This is a genomic window from Bradyrhizobium sp. 44, from assembly GCF_023073095.1.
In the GTDB taxonomy this organism is placed as follows: domain Bacteria; phylum Pseudomonadota; class Alphaproteobacteria; order Rhizobiales; family Xanthobacteraceae; genus Bradyrhizobium.
The window spans coordinates 517,946-539,767 of record NZ_JADPIY010000014.1 but is presented as its reverse complement, the minus strand read 5'-3'; the positions used below and the strand labels follow the sequence as shown (position 1 = coordinate 539,767).

Sequence of the window (21,822 nt, the reverse complement as noted above, 5' to 3'; positions counted from 1 at the left end):
CTTTTGTCCTCAGTCTTGACGATCAGCACGGAGAATTTGGAATGCTTGAGGGAGCCGAGGTGCGGCTTGCCGTCGATATCGGTGGCACGTTCACCGACATCGTGCTGGACGTGGGGCAGGATCGCAAGACGCGCAAATTGCTGACGACGCCGCAGCGGCCCGAACAGGCGGTGCTCAATGGCATGCGGCTCATTCTTGCTGATGCGCGTGCCCATATCAGCGACATCGACGTCTTCATTCACGGCACAACGCTCGCGACCAACGCCATCATCGAGCGTCGCGGCGCGAAGACGGCGCTGATCGCGACCGAGGGCTTTCGCGACGTGCTCGATATCGGCACCGAGAGCCGCTACGACCAGTATGACCTCTCCATCGACAAGCCGAAGCCGCTGGCGCCGCGGTCCCTGCGCTTCACCGTGCCCGAGCGCATCGACGCCCACGGTGCCGTCCGCCTCCCGCTGGACGAAGCGGCGGTGCGTGCGCTCGCGCCAAGATTGCGCGCGCTGAACGTCGAGAGCGTCGCGATCGCTTTCCTGCACTCCTACGCCAATCCCGAGCACGAGCGCCGCACGGCCGCGATCATCAGTGAGGAGATGCCCGGCATTTCCGTGACCGTATCGTCCGCGGTGTGCCCGGAGATCCGCGAATACGAGCGGACATCGACGGCGGTAGCCAACGCCTATGTGCAGCCGCTGATCGATGGTTATCTCGCCCGCATGTCCGATGCCTTGCAGGTCGAGCAGTACCGCGGCGCGATCTATCTCGTCACCTCCGGCGGCGGTGTCACCTCGATCGAGACGGCGCGGCGCTTTCCGGTGCGTCTCGTCGAATCCGGTCCTGCCGGCGGCGCCATTTTCGCGGCGCAGATCGCGGCGCGTCTCGGCGAAAGCAAGGTGCTGTCCTTCGACATGGGCGGCACCACGGCAAAGATCTGCCTGATCGAGAAATACCAGCCCGAGACCTCGCGCGTGTTCGAGGTCGATCGCGCAGCGCGCTTCCTGAAAGGTTCGGGTCTGCCGGTGCGGATTCCCGTGATCGAGATGGTCGAGATCGGCGCCGGCGGCGGCTCGATTGCCCATGTCGACGCGATGAAGCGCGTCACGGTCGGCCCCGAGAGTGCCTCCTCGGAGCCCGGGCCCGCCTGCTACGGCCGCGGCGGCCTGCGCCCGGCCGTGACGGATGCCGACGTTGTGCTCGGCATGATCGATCCCGACGATTTCGCGGGTGGAACGATCAAGCTCGACCCTGAACTCTCGAAGCAGGCGCTGCTGCGCGCCGTGGGCGAGCCGCTCGGCCTGTCGGCGGAAACCGCGGCCTATGCCGTGCACGAGGTCGTCTGCGAGAACATGGCGAGTGCGGCGCGCGTGCACGCGGTCGAGCGCGGTGAGATTGTCGGTCAGCACACGCTGATCGCCTTCGGCGGCGCGGCACCGCTGCATGCGGCGCGCGTCGCCGAGAAGATCGGTGTCTCCCGCGTGATCGTCCCTTCCAATGCCGGCGTCGGCTCGGCCGTGGGCTTCCTTGCGGCTCCGATCGCCTACGAGCTGGTGCGCAGCCGTCATGTGCGGCTCGACGATTTCGACACCGAGGGGGTCTCCGACCTGCTCCAGGAGATGGTGACCGAAGCGCGTGCGCTGGTCGAAACGGGTGCGGCAGGTGCGCCGGTGCGCGAGCGCCGCGCCGCCTTCATGCGCTATGTCGGCCAGGGCCATGAGATCTCGATTGAGTTGCCGAACCGCCGGTTGGCGACGGCCGATCTGGCCGGCCTGCGCCAGAAGTTCGAGGCGGATTATGCGGCGATGTTCGAGCGGTCCATCCCGGGTGCGGCGATCGAGGTGTTGAGCTGGTCGGTGCTCGCGACGACCGAGGCGCGCAATCCGGCCACGGTCGCGGCCGTTACGCGCAAGCCCGCGGGCAAGGCGTCGGGCAGCCGCAAGTTCTTCGACGGCCGGGCAGGGGAGGTGATCGAGATCCCGCTCTACCGCCGCGAGGACATGGCGCCGGGCGCGACGATTGCGGGTCCCGCGGTGATCGCCGAGGACGAGACCTCGACGTTCGTCTCCAACAGTTTTGATGCCCATATCGACGGTGCCGGCAGCATCGTCATGGAACGGAAGGCGGCCTGATCATGAGCAAGGCAAGCGGGGCGAGCCTGATCGACCTCCAGATCATGTGGCACCGGCTGATCGCCGTGGTCGAGGAGCAGGCGCAGGTGCTGCTCCGCACCGCCTTCAGCCCGATCGTGCGCGAATGCGGCGACCTCTCGGCCGGCGTGTTCGACCTCAAGGGACGGATGCTGGCGCAGGCGGTGACGGGCACCCCCGGCCACGTCAATTCGATGGCTGAATCGGTCAAGCACTTCATCGCCCACTTTCCGATCGAGACGATGAAGGAGGGCGACGCCTACATCACCAACGATCCCTGGATGGGCACCGGGCATCTCAACGATTTCGTCGTCACCACACCCTGCTTCAAGGACGGCAAGCCGGTCGCGCTGTTTTCCTGCACCAGCCATCTCATGGACATCGGCGGCATCGGCTTCGGGCCCGACGCCACCGACGTGTTCATGGAGGGGCTCTACATCCCCATGCTGAAGCTGATCGACCAGGGCGTCGTCAACGAGACGCTGATGGCGATGATCCGCACCAACACGCGGCTGCCGATCGATACCGAGGGCGACACCTACTCGCTCGCCGGCTGCAACGACGTCGGCTGCGAGCGCCTGGTCGAGATGATGACCGAGTTCGGCATCGACACCCTCGATACGCTCGGCGACTATATCTGCGACCGCTCGCGCGAGGCCGTGCTTGCCGAGATCGCCAAGCTGCCGAAGGGCACCTGGCGCAACACCATGGTGGTCGACGGCTATGACGCGCCGGTCTCGCTTGAGGCGACGCTGACGATCTCGGACGAAGGCATCCACGTCGATTTCGACGGCACCTCGGCCGCGTCCCGATTCGGCATCAACGTGCCTCTGTCCTACACCATCGCCTACACGGTGTTCGGTCTCGGCTGCGTCGTCGCCTCGCAGATCCCGAACAATGCCGGCTCGCTCTCGCCGCTGACGGTGTCGGCTCCCCCGGGCGCGATCCTCAATGCGCCGAAGCCGGCGCCGGTCGCCTCGCGTCACATCATCGGCCAGATGCTGCCCGATGTCGTGTTCGGCTGCCTGCGCCAGATCATTCCCGAGCGCGTGCCCGCGGAAGGCACATCGTGCCTGTGGAATCTCAACGTGCGCGGACAGACCCGCTCGGGCGCCGGCGGCAATTACGGATTCTCGATGGCGGTGACCTCCAATGGCGGCACCGGCGCGCGCTTCGCGAAGGACGGGCTGTCGGCGACCGCCTATCCCAGCGGGGTGCGGGGCACGCCGGTCGAAATCGCCGAGACGCAGACGCCGCTGATCTTCTGGCGCAAGGAGCTGCGTCCGGATTCCGGAGGGGCGGGGCGCACCCGCGGCGGCCTCGGCCAGATCATCGAGGTCGGCAGCGGCGTCGATGCGCCGTTCGACATCCTGGCGGCATTCGACCGCATCGATCATCCGCCACGTGGTCGCGATGGCGGCAAGAACGGTGAGGCCGGCTATGTCGGCCTGAAGTCCGGCAAGAAGCTGCGTGGAAAAGGCTTTCAGCAGGTGCCGCCGGACGACCGGCTGGTGGTGCTGACGCCAGGCGGCGCCGGCATCGGCGATCCCCGGGAGCGCGCGCCGACAGCCGTCAACGACGATATCGAAAGCGGACTCGTGTCTGCCGACAACGCGCTTGCAGTTTATGGGCATACGCGATGACGCCGCAGGCGTCGTGCGCGTAGCGAACGGAGGGGCTCAATGATCACGCGACGGAATTTTACGGCGGGCGCAGCGACGCTGCTCGCAGCCGGCCACATCTCGCCCCCCGCGCGAGCTGCGACGGTGAGCTGGGACATGTCGACGGTATGGCCCGACGGCAATTTTCACACCCAGAACGCGTTTGCCTTCGCGGAAGAGGTGAAGAAGCAGAGCGGCGGCTCGGTCGCGATCACCGTGAAGGCCGGTGGACAGCTCGGCTTCAAGGGCCCCGAGCATCTGCGCGCCGTGCGCGACGGCTTGGTGCCGCTCGCCGACGTCCTCAACATCCAGCAGGTCGGCGACGAGCCCTTCATGGGCGTCGAGAGCATTCCCTTTCTCTGCGGCTCGATGGACGAATTGAAGGTGCTGCACAAATATGTGCGGCCCGAATACGAGAAGGTCGCCGCGCGCAACAACCAGAAGATCCTCTACATCGTGCCATGGCCGACGCAATATCTGCATCTCAAGGTCAAGGTTGCCGATGTCGACGGCTTGAAGAGCATCAAGATCCGCGTGCCCGACAAGAACGCCGTCGACATGCTGGCCGTGGTCGGCATGGCGCCGGTGATGATTCCCTGGGGCGAGACCATCCCCGCGCTGGCCTCCGGCGCGGTCTCCGGTGTCTCCACCTCGGCGGTGTCGGGTGTCGACGGCAAGTTCTGGGAATTCCTGAAATACATCTACCCGACCAACCACGTCTGGTCGTCGCAGATGCTCACCGTCAATCTCGATTCCTGGAAGGCACTGAGCGCCGATCAGCAACAGCTTGTCGCCGGCATTGCCGCCAAGATGGAGCCGGGCTTCTGGGCGAACTCCCTCAAGGCGGACGTCGACAGCCTCAACCGGCTCAAGGAAGGCGGCATGGAGGTGGTGCCGGTCTCGGAGGCCATGATCACGGACATTCGCGCCAAGACCGCGCCGCAGCTCGACGCTTTCGTCAAGCGCGTACCGGCGGCCGACAAGCCGGTGCGGGCCTATCTCGCCGAAATGAAGCGCTGAGGACTTGCAGTGGCGGATGTTTTGCCTGCGTCGTCCCAAAGTCTCAACGCGGCGGCGCCAGCGCCGCTGCGCATCCTGCTTGACGGCATCGACCGTCTCGGCCGGCTGGACGGGTGGATCGGGGGCGGTTGCCTCTTGATGCTGACGCTGCTGATGCTGTGCGAGGTAGCAACGCGCTTCCTCTCGAACTTCCTGCCGTTCTTTCCGCCCACGATCTCGATCGCGTGGGAGTATTCCTCCTATCTGATGGCGGCGTCCTTCACCTTCGGCGCCGCCATGACCCTGCGCGTCGGCGGCCATATCCGTGTCGTGCTGCTGCTGAAGAACGTCCCCGCTCCGTTTCAGCGCGCGATCGAAATCCTGTCGGCCGCAGCGGGCTTCGCCTTCATGGCCTTCCTGACATCGTCGATGGCGAAGTTCGCCTTCGGCGCCTATGTGCGCGGCCAGGTTTCGACCTCGAGCGACACCCCGCTGTGGTTTCCGCAGGCCGTCGTCACCTTTGGCATGCTGCTGCTGACGCTCCAGTTCCTGGCGCGCGCGATCCAGGCCGTGCTCGGCCTGCCGCTGGAGGATCACCGCATGAAGGCCTCGCCCGTCGAATGATCGCCCACGCGCCAGCCAGCGGACACCGGATTCCATGACCATCGAAGTCGTTGCACTCTTTGCGATCCTGTTTGCGCTTCTGGCCTGCGGCGTCTGGATCGGCCTGACGCTTGCGCTCACTGCGACGCTGCTGCTGGCGATGTTCCGCTCGATCCCGCTCGACAAGCTGCTGCCGCAATACGCCTGGAACATCCTGACCACGCAGGAGCTGCTGGCGTTGCCGCTGTTCATCCTGATGGGCGAGCTGCTGTTTCGCACCCGTCTGTCGCGTTCGCTGTTCCAGGGGCTCGCGCCCTGGGCGGGGCTTCTGCCGGGTCGTCTTCTGCATGTGAACGTGATCGGCTGCACCATCTTCGCGGCGATCTCCGGCTCGTCGGCGGCGACGACGCAGGTGATCGGCCGTATGTCGCTCAACGAACTGCTGCGCCGTGGCTATTCCCGCGACATCGCGATCGGCTCGCTCGCCGGCGCCGGCACGCTCGGCTTTTTGATCCCGCCGTCCAACATCATGATCATCTACGGCGTGCTCGGCGACGTCTCGATCCTGAAACTGTTCACCGCCGGCGTGCTGCCCGGACTGTTGCTGGCGGCCACCTTCATGGGGTGGGTGATGCTGCACACGACCCTCAACCCGAGCATGGTGCCGGAGACGGAAGCCAAGCTCTCGCAGGTGCCGTGGCGCGAACGTTTTGCGGCGCTGAAGGATCTCGCGCCGGCGCTGTTCCTGATCGCCTGCGTGCTCGGCTCGATGTATGGCGGGCTGGCTACGCCGTCGGAGGCCGCCGCGGTCGGCGTGCTCGGCGCGGCGCTGGTCGCCTGGGCGCAGGGCTCGATGTCACAGCAGGTGATCCGCGACGTGCTGATCGGCTCGGTCGTGACCTGCTCGATGATCGCGCTGATCGTGCTCGGCGCCTCGATCCTCGGCAACGCCGCGGCCTTCCTCGGCATCCCGCAGGCCGTCGCCGCCTTCGTGAAGGGCTTGGGGTTATCGCCCTTCATGCTGATCGTGGTGCTGATTATCTTCTATCTGATCCTCGGCTGTTTCCTCGACGGCTTCTCGATGATCGTGATGACGCTGCCGATCGTGCTGCCGATCGTGAAGGGCGCGGGCTTCGACGAGATCTGGTTCGGCATCTTCCTCGTGCTGGCGGTCGAGATGGCGCAGATCACCCCGCCGGTGGGCTTCAACCTGTTCGTCATCCAGGGCCTGACCGACGATGGCCTCGGCTACATCGCGCGCGTCACGATGCCGTACCTGCTCATCATGGTGGGCTTCGTGCTGTTGCTGACGCTCTGGCCCGGCATCGTCACGATCCTTCCGCGCGTGCTGTACGGGTAAATCCTTCCTCGGGCCTTGGCGCTATCGCCGCCCGCAGCAGTCTGAGACTGCGAGGCCAAACGAACCGGTCAGCGCAACTGACGTTTGCAATCCGCGGCGCGCGTCAAATTCGCGCCGTGCGCGTGTTCCATCTTTGCGCTCCTCGTCATCCGGCGTACGCTGCTGGAGCGAGGATAAGCGCAACTGCAACCAGTCCAGAGACGTAGCACCTTTTGGCGATGTCCGCCGAGAGAGATCGAGGGCCGTCGGCGGCTCGTATGCGATGGAGAAGGCCGACAGAGAGCGGACTGCAGCATTCCTCGCGGTGGCGTCTGTGAGACGCAAGTTAAACAGCCATAAAAGCGGGAGGAACGGATGAGGAAGCGTTGGTGTAAGTCTGGTCTACCTCTTATTGCCGGCGCGACGCTGATGGTGTCGTCGGCCTTGGCCCAGTCCGTGGATACTGCGCGGATCGAGAACGGCGGTCAGAACGATTGGCTGACCTATCACGGTTCATACAAATCCTATCACTACAGCCCGCTGGCGCAGATCAACGCAAACAACGTCGGCAATCTGAACGTTGCCTGGACCCATATTCCAGGACGCTCGACCCGCGGCCTGCAATCGATGCCCCTCGCGGCGGATGGCGTGCTCTATTACTCGGGTTCTTACAGCCGGGTTTTTGCGCTCAACGGCGCGACAGGCGAGGTGATCTGGTCTCATTTTCCGGAGCTGGACGAGGCACTGATCTCCCGTCAGACCCATTCCCCCTACAATCGCGGCGTAGCGCTCGGCGAGGGCAAGGTTTTCGTCGGCACCATGGATGGCAGGGTTCTTGGCCTGGATATGAAGTCGGGGAAGGTCCTCTGGGAAACCAGGTTGATCGACTCGCAGAAGCTCACGGTCGGTTTCACCGGTGCACCGCTTTACGCGAAGGGTACGGTGATCATCGGAGCGCAAGGCGGTGAATGGCCGGGCCGCGGCCCGATCTTCGGCCTGGATGCCACCACCGGGAAGAAGAAGTGGGAGTTCTTGACCGTCGCCGGCACCGACGAGGCCATGAAGACGTGGGGAAACGATTCCTGGCGCACCGGCGGGGGTGGCGGCTGGATGCCGGGCACTTACGATTCCGAGACCAACACAATCCTGTGGGGCACCGCAAACCCGGCGCCGCTCTACGATTGGTCGGGCGCCGATTACAAGACGCAAGGCGCGCGTCCCGGCGACAATCTCTACACGAGTTCGGTGATCGGTCTCGACGTCGATACCGGCAGGCTGAAATTCCATCATCAGGAATTGCCGCACGACGCCTGGGACTTCGACAGCGCGGTCGGCGAGTTTGTGATGCTCGAACGCGACGGTCAGAAGTTCGTGGTTCACCCGAACAAGGGCGGTTTCGTCTTCGTCTATGACCGCAATCTCGCCGTGAAGAACGTCTGGCGGCTCGTTGAGAACATCAATTTCGTCAAGGATATCGATCCCAAGACGGGTGCCTTGATCGGCCGTCGCGACTTCAGCGCCGGGAAGGTCACCGAACCGCCGCTGTGCCCCTTCATTGGCGGCGGCGTCAGCTGGAACGCCGGCTCCTACAACCCGAAGACAGGCCTGTACTACAAGATCGGCCAGGAATGGTGCATGACGCTCGACGTCCAGAAGACGACGCCGGTTACAGCGCCCCAGGTCCAGCTCAACATTGGCGCCGATTTCAAGATGGTACCCCCTCCGGGCGGAGAGATTTATGGACATCTCGACGCGCGCGACCCCATCACCGGCGCCAAGAAGTGGGAGGTTCGCTATCCCGAGCCGCCGCTCGGAAGCGTGCTGTCAACTGCGGGCAATCTCGTATTCGTGCCCGACTCCCGCGGCATCCTTCATGCCTACGATGCCGAATCCGGGGCTGAGCTGTGGAGTCACAACAACGGCACCGGCCACCAGGGCGGCATCGTCAGCTATTCCGTCAATGGCAAGCAATACATTGCCGTAGTCGCTGGCTTTGGCGGCATGCTGGCGGACGAATACGCGCCAAACTTCGGCGGCGCCTACAAGAGCATGCCGCGTGATGACGGGGCGCTTGTCGTCTTCAGCTTGAAATAGATCATCGCAGATTGCCGGGGAGCAGGCGCAAGCTTGCTTCCCGTGCATTGGAATTTCCCGGTGTGCTTCAGGACTCGTGCTGCAGGACTCGTGCTTCGGGACGTGGCGCTTCAGGATATGGAGCTGGATACCTTGAACTTGCATTTCAAGAAGATCACCGCGCTGCTATCGGCGGTGCTGGGCGCCTCGTCGCTGTATGCCGCACTGGTTCAGGCGCAGTCTGCCACTCCCGTACCCGACAACGGGACGCTCGACGTCGAGCAGTTATTCGCAGGGACTTGCGGCTTTTGTCACTCTGCTGGCGGTCGGGCCGCCGGCAAGGGACCGCAACTGATGAATTCGCCGCGCGACGACGACTATCTGCACAGCCGCATCAAGAACGGCAAGTCTGGTGCGATGCCGGCATTCGGCGGGGCCTTCACCGACGCGCAGATCGACCAGATCGTCAAATATATCCGCGCCCTGAAGCCACGCGAGGGCTGAATGACCAGCCGATGTCGATACGAGAACGCGGAATGAAGGCAGTTCTCCCGCTTGTGGTCGGCGCCGCGATCGGATTGCTGAATCCTGCGCAGGGGCGGACCCTGGACGCGATCCGCGCGTCCGGTGTGCTCGGATTATGCGCCCATCCGAACTCGCTTCCGTTCGCAAGCAAGGCGGCCGATCCACCCGGCTTTCAGATCGAATTGGGCGAGGCGCTGGCACACGAGCTCGGCGTCTCGCTGCGTCTCGACTGGATCATCACCCAGTACCAGATGCGGAGCGCCGGATGCGACATTGTTCTGGACGTCATCGCCAACCGCGAAGCGCAGGGTGAAACCCGCTTGAGACTCTCAAAACCGTATTACCGCACGGGCGTCGCGCTCGCCGTCCCCTCATCGAGCGCGCTGGCCTCGTTCCAGAGCCTCAACGAGCATACCAAGGTCGGGGTGCAGGTCGGATCCGTCGCTGCCATGATCATCAGCCAACGGCACGTCCCGACGTCGACTTTCGGCTTCGAGAGCGACAGCCTCGATGCCTTGTCAAACCATGAGATCGATGCCGCGGCGGTCACCCCCACCGCGGCGAGTTATTTCAATCTGACGCATCCGGACAAGGCATTTCGCATCCTGGATCGCGACGAGTCCATAGCCGATCTCAACTGGAACGTCGCGATCGGCATGGTCCGTCCGGATGATGCATTGCGCGACACCATCGATGGAGCGGTTGAACGGCTGCGAAGCGACGGCGCGATCGATCGGATATACGGCCGCTACGGGGTCGTACTGCAGACACCGAAATAGCCAATTGTTCCGGACGCGGTCAGTCGCGCTTTAACCCGTCGTCCCGGCCGCATTGGCCGGAACGACTGTCGTTTCGAATGTCGCTTACGCCGCGGCCTTCTTCCGCGCCTGCTCTGCCTTGTACAGCTCGAACTCTTCCGCGATCGCGCGTGCGACCGACGGCCGTTGACGCAGGCGTTCGTAATAGGCCTTCACGTTCGGCCATTTGGCGAGCTCGATCGGCGGCGTCGCCATGGTCCAGTTGATGACCGTGACGAGGTAGGCGTCGGCGACGCTGAAATGGTCGAGCAGGAACTCGCGCCCCTTCAGGTAATTGTCGAGATAGTCCAGCCGCGACAGGTTCTTCTCCAGCGCATAGGCTTTCGTCTCCTGCGGCGCCTTGCGGTCGAGCACCGGGATGAACAGGCCCTTGTGCAGTTCGGTGCCGATGAAGCAGAGCCACTGATGCAGCCGCGTGCGATCGATGCCCGCTGCGGCGCCAAGGCCCGATTGCGGGAAGCGGTCGGCGATATATTGCAGGATCGCGGCGTTCTCGGTCAGCACCACGCCTTCATCGGTGCGCAGTGTCGGCACCAGGCCGATCGGATTCACGGTTCGAAAATCAGTGCCGTCGCTCAGCACTGTCTTGGTCGGCGGATCGACTTCGAGATAATTCGCTTCGGCGCCCGCTTCATACAGCGCGACGCGGCTCGCCATCGAACAGGCGAGGGGCGAGAAATAAAGATCCATCTTGAGCCTCCTTGGGCAATTCTTCGATGTGACTTTTGGAGTGTCGCTCAACCCGGCCAGATTGATTTTTGTACTGTCTTGCATATTATGGGAACGGTCAAGGATTAAATTGCGAGATGGTACAAAAATCGAAGCCGCCAACTGCTGCCACGGAGCCCAAACGCCGCGGCCGTCCGCGCGCCTATGAACCCGACGTCGCGCTTGGCAAGGCGCTCGACCTGTTCCGCACGCAGGGCTTCGCGGCGACCTCGCTCGACGATCTCAGCGAAGCCACCGGCATGAATCGCCCTAGCCTCTATGGCGCCTTCGGCGACAAGCGCGAGCTCTACATCAAGAGCTATCAGCGCTACCGCGAGGAAGCGCGCGCATCGATGGTGGAGATCTTTCGCCAGGAGATGCCCGTGCGCCGGAGGCTGGAGCGCATCTTCGCCTCCGCGCTGAACATCTATCTTTCCGGCGAGACCGGCCCGCGCGGCTGCTTCACCGTGGTCACGGCAGCCTCCGAGGCGGTCGGCGATCCCGACATCCGGGCCATGGTGCTCGATGGCCTTAACGAGCTGGACAAGGCGTTCGCGAGTTGCTTCCGCCGCGCCAAGGAGAAAGGCGAGTTGTCCGACAGCGCCGATCCCGCCGTGCTGGCGCAGCTCGCATCCGCAACTGTGCACTCAATCGCCATCCGCTCCCGCGCGCGTGTGTCGCGGAAGGAGCTCGAGGCGATCGCGAAGGGGGCGATCGACGTGATGGTGGGAGGAAAGAGCTAGGCGGTGGCGTGGCGCGAGTATCTCCCAAACGCCGTTCTGGCGAAAGCCAGGACCCATAGCCACCGAATTTGGTTTGGCGAAGGTTCGGAGTTGCCGCCGTCGCGCCGCAGCTCCTCCCTGGGGTGGGTCCTGGCCTTCGCCAGGACGACACTGAGTTTGTAGCCCGCTACGCCGCGCGAATGTGCGCGAGGAAGCGGTCCACCTCGTCGCGCAGCCGCTGCGATTGTTTCGACAGCTCGATCGCCGAGCCCAGGACTTCCTCGGCCGCTGTTCCCGTCGCGGCGATACCGGCGGTGACGCCCGCGATGTTTTGCGAGACCTCGCCTGTGCGGGCGGCTGCCTGCTGGACGTTCTGCGCAATCTCCTGCGTCGCGGTGCCCTGCTGGCCGACGGCGGCGGCAATCGCGGCGGAGATCTCGTCGACCTCCTGGATCGTCGCGCAGATCGACTGGATGCCGTCCACTGCGCCGGTGGTCTCGCCTTGTACCGCCGTCACCTGCGCGCCGATCTCCTCGGTCGCCTTGGCGGTCTGGGTTGCCAGCGCCTTCACCTCGGAGGCGACCACCGCAAAGCCGCGGCCGGCTTCCCCCGCGCGGGCCGCCTCGATCGTCGCGTTGAGGGCCAGCAGATTGGTTTGCTCGGCAATGCCGCTGATGAAGGAGACGACGTCGCCGATTTTCTGCGCGGCGTCGGCCAGACTCTGCACGCGCTCATTCGACCGTCGCCCGTCGCTGGCAGCTTTGCCGACCACCGCCGTCGCGTGCGCAAGGCGCCGGCTGATCTCGGTCATCGACGACGATAACTCTTCCGCGGCGGCAGCAACCGTCTGCACATTCTCGGAGGCGAGCGCCGAGGCCGATGACACCGTGCCGGTCTGCTGCCGTGATCGCTCGACGATATCGGACATCGAGCGCGCCGTGTTCTCCATCTCGACCGCGGCCGAGGAGACCGTGGTGACGACATCGCGGATGCTGGCTTCGAAATTGTCGGCGAGCGCGGCGAAGGCGCGCCGTTTCTCCGCTTCGGATTGCGCCTTGGTGTCGGCCTGTTCGGCCTGGAGCCGGTTGAAGTTGACGGCGTTGTCGCGGAACACTGCGACAGCCTTGACCATCGCGCCGACCTCGTCATTCGCCTTGCTGACGGGGACGGTGACATCGAGGTGTCCGTCGGCCAGCTCGCGCATCACGCTCGTGATGGAGATGATCGGACGCGAGATGCTGCGGGCGATGAGATAGCCGACGATGGCGGCGAGCACGAGCCCGAGCGCGGCGATGCCGAATGCCAGCAGCCAGGCACGGTCGGCAGAGGCCACATAGTCGGCATTGTCCATCACCAGTTCGACCGCGCCGAGCGGCTTGCCGGAAAAATCCCTGATCGGCCCGAGCAGCGCGGCCACCGGCGTGGTGTCGAGCTTGGCCTGCCGTACCGTGAAGTCGCCGCCGGCGGCGCGGCCGTAATCGGCCGCATCGAAGAAGCTCTTGCCCTTCAGTGTGCCGCCGAACAGCTTGAAGCCGCCGCCGTCCGCGAGATGGAAGGCGATGTCGACATGGCGGTTGGTCTTGAAATCGTCGAGGAAGGACTGGCCGAAGGTCAGGCCAAACTCCACTGAGCCGAGATGCTTGCCGCCTTGCGCGATCGGCACCACGCCGCGGATGCCGAGCCCGGCCAGGCCGCCCTCGAGCCCGACCACGACCTTGTGCTCCTGGTTGGCGATGATCACGGTTTTGCGAAAGCCCGAGAGGTCGTCGCCAAATTTGGCAGGCTGGTGCACGCGCAAGAACGAGGTCGCGGGCGCCACGTGGAATTGGAACTGTTCGACGCCGTACTCCGATTTGGTCGCGGCAAACACCGGCCCGAACAGGCCGATTAAAGCGTTGCGATCCTGTTTGGCCATCGCGTCCTGCGTCGCGGGCATCGCGGCCACGACGGCGCTCATGGCGGCGGCACGCTGGGATTCCTCGGCAATTCGCGACTGGAGCGCGTCGTAATGACTGCGAAGCTCGCGCTGGTCGGCCCGGTCGATGATGCCGGAAATGATCCACATCGCCCCGAGCACGGCGAACAGGGCGGTCGCCGCCGCCGTCACCGCCAGCGCAACCGTGATCCGCATCCTGAGGCCGAGCGTGAAGCGCATGTCCGACTCGTTCGTTGAGCGTTGATTAACAACGCCTATCAACTTCTCGCTAAGAGAGGGTGAACGGGATACCGGCCGGCGATCAGTGATTTTACGGGCCCGGGTGGCACGTGAGGTCTCAGTACCCCCGCGTCCGGTCCACCACGTTCTCCAGCACACCACCCGCCTCGAACTGCGCGATTTGCTGGGCGACATAGGTCGAGATCGCATCGGCGTCGGTATCGGCGGCGTTGTGTGGCGTCAGCAACACCTTGGGATGGGTCCAGAACCGGCTATCCGCCGGCTGCGGTTCCTGCACGAAGACGTCGAGCGAGGCGGCGCCCAGCGTGCCGTCGTCGAGGCAAGAAAGGATGTCGGCTTCGTTCTGCAGGCCGCCGCGGCCGGCGTTGATCAGCACGGGCGCACCGAGTGGGCTTTTGCGGTTGAGCTTGGTGAAGACGTCGCGGTTGAGGATGCCGTGTGTATCGGGCGTCAGCGGCAACAGGCTGACGAGAATATCGGTCGTGCGCAGGAACGCGTCGATCTGCGCCGCGCCGTGGAAGCATTCGACACCCGCGATCGTGCGCGGGCTGCGGCTCCAGCCGGCGACGCGGAAACCAAGCCGCCGCAGCACATCGGCCGCGTCAGTGCCGAGCGTGCCCAGTCCCATGATACCGACCGTGACGGCGCTCGCCGGCCATTGATAGGTCGGCTCCCAGCGCTTTTCGCGCTGCGACTGGCGCAGATAAAGCTCCTGGCGATGGTGCATCAGCACGTGCTGCACGACGTATTCGGTCATGCGGCCGGTCAGATCGGGCACGGCGACACGCACCAGCGGCACGTTCGGAAGGCTCTTGTCCGCCATCAGCGCATCGACGCCGGCGCCCAGATTGAAGATCGCACGCAGATTGGGGAAAGAGCCGAGGTCGCCCGGCACCGGTTTCCACACCGCGGCATAGTGCACCTCGGCCGGATCGAGCCTGGGATCGGGCAGCAGCGCCACGCGGCGGCCGCCGCTGACCGCGTCGAACCGGGCCTTCCAGCGCTCCGGCAGCCAGTTCTGCTGCGTGCTGTTGATCAGGACGGCCAGTGTGCCAACGGTCATTCGAAGTGCCTCTTGAGGTTCCGCTTTTGAAGGCTCTCCTTGGCACGATCTGCCGGATTTTTCTTGCAATTTTTTTCCGCAGCCATGTCGGGGCAAGGCATACTGGATCGTCTTCAAAACAAGCGCTCAGAGAAGGTACTGCCCATGCTTTATGCGATCCTTTGCTATCACGACGAGGACTTCGTCGGCTCCTGGAGCAAGGACCAGGACGAGGCCGTGATGAAGAAGCTCGCCGTGGTGCAGGAAGGTCTCGCGAAGCAGGGCAGGCTCGGCCCCGTGGCGCGGCTGCTGCCGACCACTGCGGCAGCGACGCTGCGCAAGGAGGACCCGCCGCTGGTGCTCGACGGCCCTTACGCGGAGACCAAGGAGCAGTTGCTCGGCTTCTATATCGTCGATTGCAAGAACCTCGACGAGGCGCTCGACGTTGCGCGCGACCTCGGATCGGCCAATCCCGGCGGCGCCTATGAAGTGCGCCCGGTGGGCGTGTTCAGGCCCGGAGGGAATCTGACGTGAGCGAGGCCGATACCGCCTGGATCGAGACCGCGCTGACCTCGGCGCGCCCCCAGGCGGTCGGCGCGCTGCTGCGCTATTTCCGCGATCTCGACACCGCCGAGGAGGCCTTCCAGAACGCCTGCCTGCGCGCGCTGAAGACCTGGCCGCAGAACGGACCGCCGCGCGATCCCGCGGCCTGGCTGATCATGGTCGGTCGCAACGTTGCCATCGACGAGGTGCGCCGCACCCGCAAGCAGCAGCCGCTGCCCGAGGACGACCAGGCGATCTCCGATCTCGACGACGCCGAGGGCGCGCTCGCCGAGCGGCTCGACGGCTCGCACTACCGCGACGACATTTTGCGGCTGATGTTCATCTGCTGCCATCCGGGCCTGCCGGCGACGCAGCAGATCGCGCTGGCGCTCCGCATCGTCTGCGGCCTGACCGTGAAGCAGATCGCACGCGCCTTCCTGGTGTCGGATGCGGCGATGGAGCAGCGCATCACGCGCGCCAAGGCCAAGGTCGCCGAGGCCGGGACACCGTTCGAAACGCCGGGCGCGGTCGAGCGCTCGGAGCGGCTCGCCGTTGTCGCGGCGATGATCTATTTGATCTTCAACGAGGGCTATTCGGCGAGCGGCGACACCGCCGCAATCAGAAAGCCGCTGTGCGAGGAAGCAATCCGGCTGGCGCGGCTGCTTTTGCGGCTGTTCCAGAGCGAGCCGGAGATCATGGGGCTTACGGCGCTCATCTTGTTGCAGCATGCGCGCAGTGCCTCGCGCTTTGCCGCGGATGGCTCGCTGATCCTGCTGGACGACCAGGATCGTTCGCTGTGGAACGGCACGATGATCGCGGAAGGCCTCGCCCTGATCGACAAGGCGATACGCCATCGTCGCAGCGGGCCCTACCAGATCCAGGCCGCGATTGCCGCGCTGCACGCCCGCGCGGCGACGCCCGAGGAGACCGACTGGGCGCAGATCGACCTGCTCTATGGTGCGCTGGAGGTGGTGCAGCCCTCGCCAGTGGTGACGCTCAACCGCGCGGTCGCGGTGTCCAAGGTGCGCGGACCGCAAGCCGCGCTCGACCTGATCGAGCCGCTGGCGCCAAAGCTTGCCAATTACTTCCATTTCTACGGCGTGCGCGGCGCTTTCCTGATGCAGCTCGGCCGCAACGACGAAGCCCGCGTCGCCTTCGACCGCGCCATCGCTCTCGCCAACACGTCAGCAGAAGCCGCTCACATCCGCATGCATCTCGATCGCCTGATCCGGGACAGCCAGCCCAAGGGCGCCCATGGCGGCGCCAGGCAAGACGCCAAGGTCAAAGACGCCAAGGTGAAGTAGGGAGCGCCTGCTTCGGGCGTTGCAAAATTTTCGCTTCGCCTTGTCGGACCCGGCCCTCTCCCTTCGTCCTAGGACCGTATCGAGGGAGCCATTCATGCTGAAAGCCGTTGCCATCATCGCCGTCGTGCTCGCTGTCGGACTCGCGGGTGTCCTCGTCTTCGCATTGACGAAACCCGGCACCTTCCGTGTCGAACGCAGCCTCGCTGTGAAGGCGCCCGCCGATGCGATCTATCCGCTGGTCGCCGATTTCCATCGCTGGACCGCCTGGTCACCTTACGAGGGCCGGGACCCCGCGATGAAGCGCAGCTTCGGCGGAACTGCGCCAGGCAAGGGCGCGACCTATGCCTGGGACGGCAACAACAATGTGGGCGCCGGCCATATGGAGATCCTCGAGGCGAGTGCGCCGTCAAAACTCCGCATCAAGCTCGACTTCGAGCGGCCTTTCGAAGGCCACAACACCGCCGAGTTCACCTTTGTGCCGCAAGGCGATGCCACACTGGTCACGTGGGCGATGTCCGGTCCGGCCCCGTTCCTGTCCAAGGTCATGCAGGTGTTCATCAACATGGACAACATGATCGGCAAGGATTTCGAGGCGGGCTTGGCCAGCCTGAAGAAGCTCACCGAGAAGTAGCGCCGTCACCCCGAACGAAAGCAAAACGGAGAGAAACGATGCTCAATCCTTATCTATTCTATCAGGACACCTGCGAAGCGGCATTCAATTATTACGCCAAGGTGCTCGGCGGCAAGATCGACGCTATGATGCGTTCGTCGGACGCGCCGCCGGACATGGCGGCCGCGCCCGGCCGCGAGAAGACGATCATGCATGCGCGGATGTCGCTGCCCGACGGCAGCGTGCTGATGGCCTCCGACGCACCCAGCGAGCATTTTCACAAGCCGCAGGGCTTTTCGATCTCGCTCACGGTCGCGGACCCCGCGGAGGGCGCGCGCAAGTTCAACGCGCTCGCCGACGGCGGCAGCGTTACCATGCCCTTCAGCAAAACCTTCTGGGCCAAGGGCTTTGGCATGTGCGTCGACAAGTTCGGCATTCCCTGGATGGTGAACTGCCCGGCCGAGGGAATGTGACAGGCGCGATCGTTTGACGCGCTGGGCGGCGATCCCCTCTCCCCGACGATGCGGAGAGGGGCGCGCATGAGATGTTGCGTCATGTGCCGATCGACCGCGTGCCGCTCTCAGCGGATCGATCCGGTCACGTCATTGCTCGGTGGTTGGGAGGAGGGAACGCAGCGCGGACAGATCACGAGCTTGGTCCCGAGCTGCCTGTCATTCTCCGCTTCGATTTCGTCATGGATTGCCCACCACGCCGCGGAGTACGGGCGCAAGGTGCCGAGGACTCTCTCCCGCTCCTGATTCGAATCACTCGCCGCGGGAGCTTGGGTCGCCACGCGACGCTTCATGACGGAGGGACGGTTCGGATCCTGACCGAGGCCGTCCCATGCGATCGGACGGCGTTCCTGCGCAGGCGCGACCACGCATCCCATGAGCGTTGCGCAAAAAGTGAGCAAGACAAAGCCGTGTCGCATCATGCCGGACACCTTGGGTGTTGTATGCGACGCGCCAAGTTCGCTGGCCGAAGCTTGCGTCGCACCGCTCAAATGGAACCTAAGGGAAACGCCTGGCCGACACGGCCGAATATGGATGTTGCTGTCGCATCACATTGCGAGAGCAGTGAGGCCGCTTCGTGAAATGATGCGGACCGCATCGCACAACAACTGGCGCAATATTAGGCTGTGAACTCCGGGACAGAATCGTTATTTATTTCGTCATAAAATTCTAAAAACTGGGGCGGGCGTACTTGGAAGGGGAGCGACCGATGGCGGCGGCGCTGCAGATCAACTTTGCACTTTGGGGTATGCTCATCTGCGCGAGCATGGAATTGACCGAGCTGATCCAGAGTTTCTATTAGACCTCAGGAAGCTTGTGACGGGCGGAATTGGCGGGCGCCTGCGTCCGCCTGATCATCACCGGCAGCGCGGATAGATCGCGGCGAGGTCGCGTCCCTTCAGCAGAAGCAACCGCGACGAGAGGCCGCCGCGGCGGCTGATCCAGTCGCGCACCGGGCCGGGATAGGCCGCAAGCACCGCATCGGATGCTTCCGGCTCGGCGTAGAAGCGTCCGCGCCGATCGACCGATCGTGCCGCATGGAAGCCGAGTACGGCACGCTTTGTCACACAAATCCGCTCGCCCGGCACGATGCTCAGCACCAGCGTGCAGGCGGACAGGCAGGGACCGTCGATCACCACGCGCTCGCCGCTCTCGCGCACCTTCTCGAACAGATCGAGGAACGGCCCGACCTGTCCACCGGGCGACTGGATGATGCGGATTTCGGCCGAGGCAGGTGTGGCGGCGAGCAGCGCGGATGCGAACATCATGGCCTTGAGGAAGGTGACGCGCCGCATGAAGCCTCCGCGAATTCGAGTCCGTAGGATAGGCCAATGAGAAGAGCTGGGTGGCGCTTCGCTAGGCCAACCTACGCCGTGTCTATCCGTTCCGCCGTTCGCCGCGCAGCGTCGGCAGGCCGATGCCCGCCGCATCGAAGCCGCCATCGACGGCCAAAATTTGGCCGGTGATGTAGCTCGATCGTTCCGAGCACAGGAAGTAGATGGCTTCGGCGAGTTCCTCTTCCAGGCCGTAGCGGTTGAGCGGGATGGCGTCGTGATAGTCGGCGCGGATCTCCCTGGTGTGCACCTGCTTCGCCATCGCGGTGTCGACCGGTCCCGGCGCGACCGCGTTGACGCGGATGTTGAGGGACGCGAGCTCGACCGCGAGCTGCTTGGTAAGGTGCGCGAGGCCGGCCTTGCTGGTGCCGTAGGCCGAGCGCAGCGTCGAGGCGCGCACCGCCGAGATCGAGGTGATGTTGACGATGGCGCCGCCATTGCCGTCGCGCATCAGCGGCACCGCCGCCTTGGTGCAGAGGAACGGGCCGGTGAGGTTGACTTCGAGCACGCGCCGCCAATCGGTCTCCGACGTCTCCATCAGCGGCGCGAACACGGCAATGCCGGCATTATTGACGAGCGCGTCGAGCCGGCCAAACCGCTGTTCGACCGTCGTCATCGCGGCGGCAACCGCGGCTGCGTCCGAGACGTCGCAGGTCAACGCCAGGGTGGCCTCGTCCCGGCCGATCTCGGCGACCGCGCGGCCGAGCAGCTCGCCCTCGATGTCGAGCAACGCCACCCGCCAGCCCTCGGTCAAAAACTTCTTCGCGGTCGCAAGCCCGATGCCGCGCGCGGCTCCGGTGACGAGGGCGATTTTCTGCGGGGTGGCGGTCATAGCTTATCCGTGGTTCGGGAATTGAAGCGGTCTCCCTACCACGAAAGCCGCGAGGAGACGCGACAAACTATCGCGCCTTTAGCTCGTCGAGGCTCTCCTTTTGCAGCCGCGCAGGTCGGCCTACGCCAGCTCCGCCGTGGCGCGTTGCATGTTGGCCGACATGTCGGCCGTCACGATGCTCTGTTCCTCGACCGCCGCGGCGGTGGAGGCGATGAACTCGTTGACGCCGGCGATCGCGACCTTGATTGCGGTCAGCGAGCTTGCAACGTCGCCGGAGATGGTGTTCAGCGCGTCGATTTCGGACGTGATGGTGTCGGTCGCCTGCTTGGCCTGGTTGGCGAGGCTCTTCACCTCGGAGGCGACCACGGCGAAGCCGCGGCCGGCTTCGCCCGCGCGCGCCGATTCGATCGTGGCGTTGAGCGCGAGCAGGTTGATCTGGCCGGTGATGCCCGAGATCATCTCGACGATGCCGCTCATCGCCTGCGCTGCCGCGTTCAGCCGCTGCGCCTGGCCGTCGGCGGCCTCGACGCGAGTGGTCGCGACCTTCGAATTCTCGCGCGACTTCGCCATGGTGGCGGAGATCTCGCGAATCGAGGCGCTCATCTGTTCGCTACCGGCCGCGACCGCCTCGATCAGACCGCGCGCGTTGTCGGCTTTCTTGCGGCCGATCGCCTGCGCGGTGATGTCGGTGGCATATTTCACCACCTTGTAGGGTTTGCCGTTGAGGTCGAGGATCGGATTGTAGGACGCCTGGATCCAGATTTCGCGGCCGCCCTTGGCGATCCGCTTGTATTCGGCGGCTTGGTATTCACCGCGGTTGAGCGTCTCCCAGAACTGGCGGTAGGCTCCCGAATTTTTCTCGTTCGGCTCGACGAACATGGAGTGGTGCTGACCCTTGATCTCGGTCAACGAATAGCCCGTCGCCTTCAAGAAATTCTCGTTGGCGGTGCGGATGGTGCCGTCCATGTTGAACTCGATCACCGCTTGCGATTTCTGGATTGCGGCGAGCTGTCCGTCATTGTCGGCGGCCTTCATCTTCTGCGCGGTGACGTCGGTCGCGAACTTCACCACCTTGAACGGCCTGCCCATCTCGTCGAGGATCGGGTTGTAGGTTGCGAGAATCGAGATTTCGCGTCCGCCCTTGCCGATCCGCTTGTATTCGGCGGCTTCGAACTGGCCGCGGTTCAGCCGCGCCCAGAAGTCCGCATAGGCCGAGCTCGCGCGATCCTCCGGCGTCACGAACATGCTGTGGTGCTTGCCCTGGATCTCGTCGAGCGAGTAGCCCACCGCGCCGAGGAAATTCTCGTTGGCGGTGACGATGGTGCCGTCCATGTTGAATTCGATCACAGCTTGGGCACGGCCGATCGCGGCGATCTTGCCCGCGTCCTCCATGGTCCTCATCTTGTAAGCCGTGATGTTGGTTGCGAACTTGATGAAGCTCACCACCTTGCCGTTCTCGTCGCGCAGCGGCGCGTACGACGCATGGACCCAGACTTCCTTGCCGTTCTTGCCGAAGCGCCTGTATTGCGTGGTCTGGAACTCGCCGCGGTTCAGGCTGGCCCAGAAGTCGCGATAACGGGCGCTTTCGCGTTCAGTCGCGCTGACGAAGATGCTGTGATGCTTGCCCTTGATCTCCGAGAGCGTATAGCCGCTCATCTTGAGGAGATTTTCGTTGGCATCGAGAATGGTGCCGTCGAGGCCGAATTCGATCACGGCCTGGGACCGGTCGAGCGCCTCGACCTCCGCGACCGCGTGCCTGACTTTCTTGCTTTGGAAATTGAACACGTAAGCTCCGCCTAATGCTGAGGGGCGAATCAGCCGGATCGTCATACCGTTTCGCTCAAGCTAAAAAGTTGCATGGGCTTCTTTAGCAACTG

Annotated in this window: 20 protein-coding genes; 13 read left to right on the top strand and 7 right to left on the bottom strand. The window is 64.4% G+C overall.

Going from position 1 to position 21,822, the window contains the following annotated elements:
* The first annotated feature begins 41 nt into the window (after window positions 1-41).
* The 8 genes from IVB41_RS13440 to IVB41_RS13405 all read left to right on the top strand — a co-directional run bounded on the left by IVB41_RS13440 (window position 42) and on the right by IVB41_RS13405 (window position 10,123).
* Complete coding sequence (locus IVB41_RS13440; protein WP_247431777.1) at window positions 42-2,126, top strand: hydantoinase/oxoprolinase family protein; 2,085 nt, start codon at window positions 42-44, stop codon at window positions 2,124-2,126.
* Window positions 2,127-2,128: 2 nt separating this feature from the next.
* The gene (locus tag IVB41_RS13435) at window positions 2,129-3,787 is read left to right on the top strand and encodes a hydantoinase B/oxoprolinase family protein (protein WP_247431774.1); all 1,659 of its coding nucleotides are present in this window, start codon (window positions 2,129-2,131) and stop codon (window positions 3,785-3,787) included.
* 39 nt (window positions 3,788-3,826) lie between these two features.
* Complete coding sequence (locus IVB41_RS13430; protein WP_247431771.1) at window positions 3,827-4,825, top strand: TRAP transporter substrate-binding protein; 999 nt, start codon at window positions 3,827-3,829, stop codon at window positions 4,823-4,825.
* 9 nt (window positions 4,826-4,834) lie between these two features.
* Window positions 4,835-5,428: a TRAP transporter small permease subunit gene (locus tag IVB41_RS13425; RefSeq protein ID WP_247287568.1), complete on the top strand. Its 594-nt coding sequence runs from the start codon at window positions 4,835-4,837 to the stop codon at window positions 5,426-5,428.
* Window positions 5,429-5,462: 34 nt separating this feature from the next.
* On the top strand, window positions 5,463-6,767 hold the full coding sequence (locus IVB41_RS13420; RefSeq protein WP_247431768.1) for a TRAP transporter large permease: 1,305 nt from the start codon (window positions 5,463-5,465) through the stop codon (window positions 6,765-6,767).
* A 354-nt stretch (window positions 6,768-7,121) separates the two neighbouring features.
* A complete protein-coding gene (locus IVB41_RS13415) occupies window positions 7,122-8,840 on the top strand; it encodes a PQQ-binding-like beta-propeller repeat protein (protein WP_247431765.1) in 1,719 nt (572 codons plus the stop codon).
* A 102-nt stretch (window positions 8,841-8,942) separates the two neighbouring features.
* Entirely contained in the window at window positions 8,943-9,323 is a 381-nt protein-coding gene (locus IVB41_RS13410; protein WP_247431762.1) for a cytochrome c, read from the top strand.
* Between the two features lie 32 nt (window positions 9,324-9,355).
* Window positions 9,356-10,123 (top strand): ABC transporter substrate-binding protein, encoded by a 768-nt coding sequence (locus IVB41_RS13405; protein ID WP_247431758.1) that lies wholly within the window; start codon window positions 9,356-9,358, stop codon window positions 10,121-10,123.
* A gap of 84 nt (window positions 10,124-10,207) precedes the next feature.
* Here the strand turns inward: IVB41_RS13405 and IVB41_RS13400 are convergent, their stop codons facing one another.
* Entirely contained in the window at window positions 10,208-10,852 is a 645-nt protein-coding gene (locus tag IVB41_RS13400) for a glutathione binding-like protein (RefSeq protein WP_247431755.1), read from the bottom strand.
* 116 nt (window positions 10,853-10,968) lie between these two features.
* Here IVB41_RS13400 and IVB41_RS13395 point away from each other — a divergent pair, with 116 nt between their 5' ends.
* The gene (locus IVB41_RS13395; protein ID WP_247431751.1) at window positions 10,969-11,613 is read left to right on the top strand and encodes a TetR/AcrR family transcriptional regulator; all 645 of its coding nucleotides are present in this window, start codon (window positions 10,969-10,971) and stop codon (window positions 11,611-11,613) included.
* 166 nt (window positions 11,614-11,779) lie between these two features.
* Here the strand turns inward: IVB41_RS13395 and IVB41_RS13390 are convergent, their stop codons facing one another.
* Window positions 11,780-13,747: a methyl-accepting chemotaxis protein gene (locus tag IVB41_RS13390; RefSeq protein ID WP_247431748.1), complete on the bottom strand. Its 1,968-nt coding sequence runs from the start codon at window positions 13,745-13,747 to the stop codon at window positions 11,780-11,782.
* A gap of 118 nt (window positions 13,748-13,865) precedes the next feature.
* The gene (locus IVB41_RS13385; protein WP_247288291.1) at window positions 13,866-14,831 is read right to left on the bottom strand and encodes a glyoxylate/hydroxypyruvate reductase A; all 966 of its coding nucleotides are present in this window, start codon (window positions 14,829-14,831) and stop codon (window positions 13,866-13,868) included.
* A 144-nt stretch (window positions 14,832-14,975) separates the two neighbouring features.
* On the opposite strand from IVB41_RS13385, the gene IVB41_RS13380 reads away from it, so the two are divergent.
* The 4 genes from IVB41_RS13380 (at window position 14,976) to IVB41_RS13365 (ending at window position 17,740) form a co-directional block, all read left to right on the top strand.
* Complete coding sequence (locus tag IVB41_RS13380) at window positions 14,976-15,344, top strand: YciI family protein (RefSeq protein WP_027570323.1); 369 nt, start codon at window positions 14,976-14,978, stop codon at window positions 15,342-15,344.
* On the top strand, window positions 15,341-16,657 hold the full coding sequence (locus tag IVB41_RS13375) for an RNA polymerase sigma factor (protein ID WP_027570324.1): 1,317 nt from the start codon (window positions 15,341-15,343) through the stop codon (window positions 16,655-16,657). The genes IVB41_RS13380 and IVB41_RS13375 overlap by 4 nt, the downstream gene beginning before the upstream one ends.
* Window positions 16,658-16,751: 94 nt before the next feature.
* Window positions 16,752-17,288, top strand: a complete 537-nt coding sequence (locus tag IVB41_RS13370) for an SRPBCC family protein (RefSeq protein ID WP_027570325.1) — start codon at window positions 16,752-16,754, stop codon at window positions 17,286-17,288.
* A gap of 38 nt (window positions 17,289-17,326) precedes the next feature.
* Window positions 17,327-17,740, top strand: a complete 414-nt coding sequence (locus IVB41_RS13365; protein ID WP_247431745.1) for a VOC family protein — start codon at window positions 17,327-17,329, stop codon at window positions 17,738-17,740.
* Between the two features lie 107 nt (window positions 17,741-17,847).
* On the opposite strand, the gene IVB41_RS13360 is transcribed toward IVB41_RS13365, so the two are convergent.
* From IVB41_RS13360 to IVB41_RS13345, 4 genes are all read right to left on the bottom strand, one after another.
* The gene (locus IVB41_RS13360; RefSeq protein ID WP_247431742.1) at window positions 17,848-18,201 is read right to left on the bottom strand and encodes a hypothetical protein; all 354 of its coding nucleotides are present in this window, start codon (window positions 18,199-18,201) and stop codon (window positions 17,848-17,850) included.
* Between the two features lie 435 nt (window positions 18,202-18,636).
* Entirely contained in the window at window positions 18,637-19,047 is a 411-nt protein-coding gene (locus tag IVB41_RS13355) for a hypothetical protein (RefSeq protein ID WP_371180161.1), read from the bottom strand.
* 109 nt (window positions 19,048-19,156) lie between these two features.
* Window positions 19,157-19,945 (bottom strand): SDR family NAD(P)-dependent oxidoreductase, encoded by a 789-nt coding sequence (locus IVB41_RS13350; RefSeq protein WP_027570329.1) that lies wholly within the window; start codon window positions 19,943-19,945, stop codon window positions 19,157-19,159.
* 120 nt (window positions 19,946-20,065) lie between these two features.
* A complete protein-coding gene (locus tag IVB41_RS13345) occupies window positions 20,066-21,730 on the bottom strand; it encodes a PAS domain-containing methyl-accepting chemotaxis protein (RefSeq protein ID WP_247431740.1) in 1,665 nt (554 codons plus the stop codon).
* Window positions 21,731-21,822: the final 92 nt, after the last annotated feature.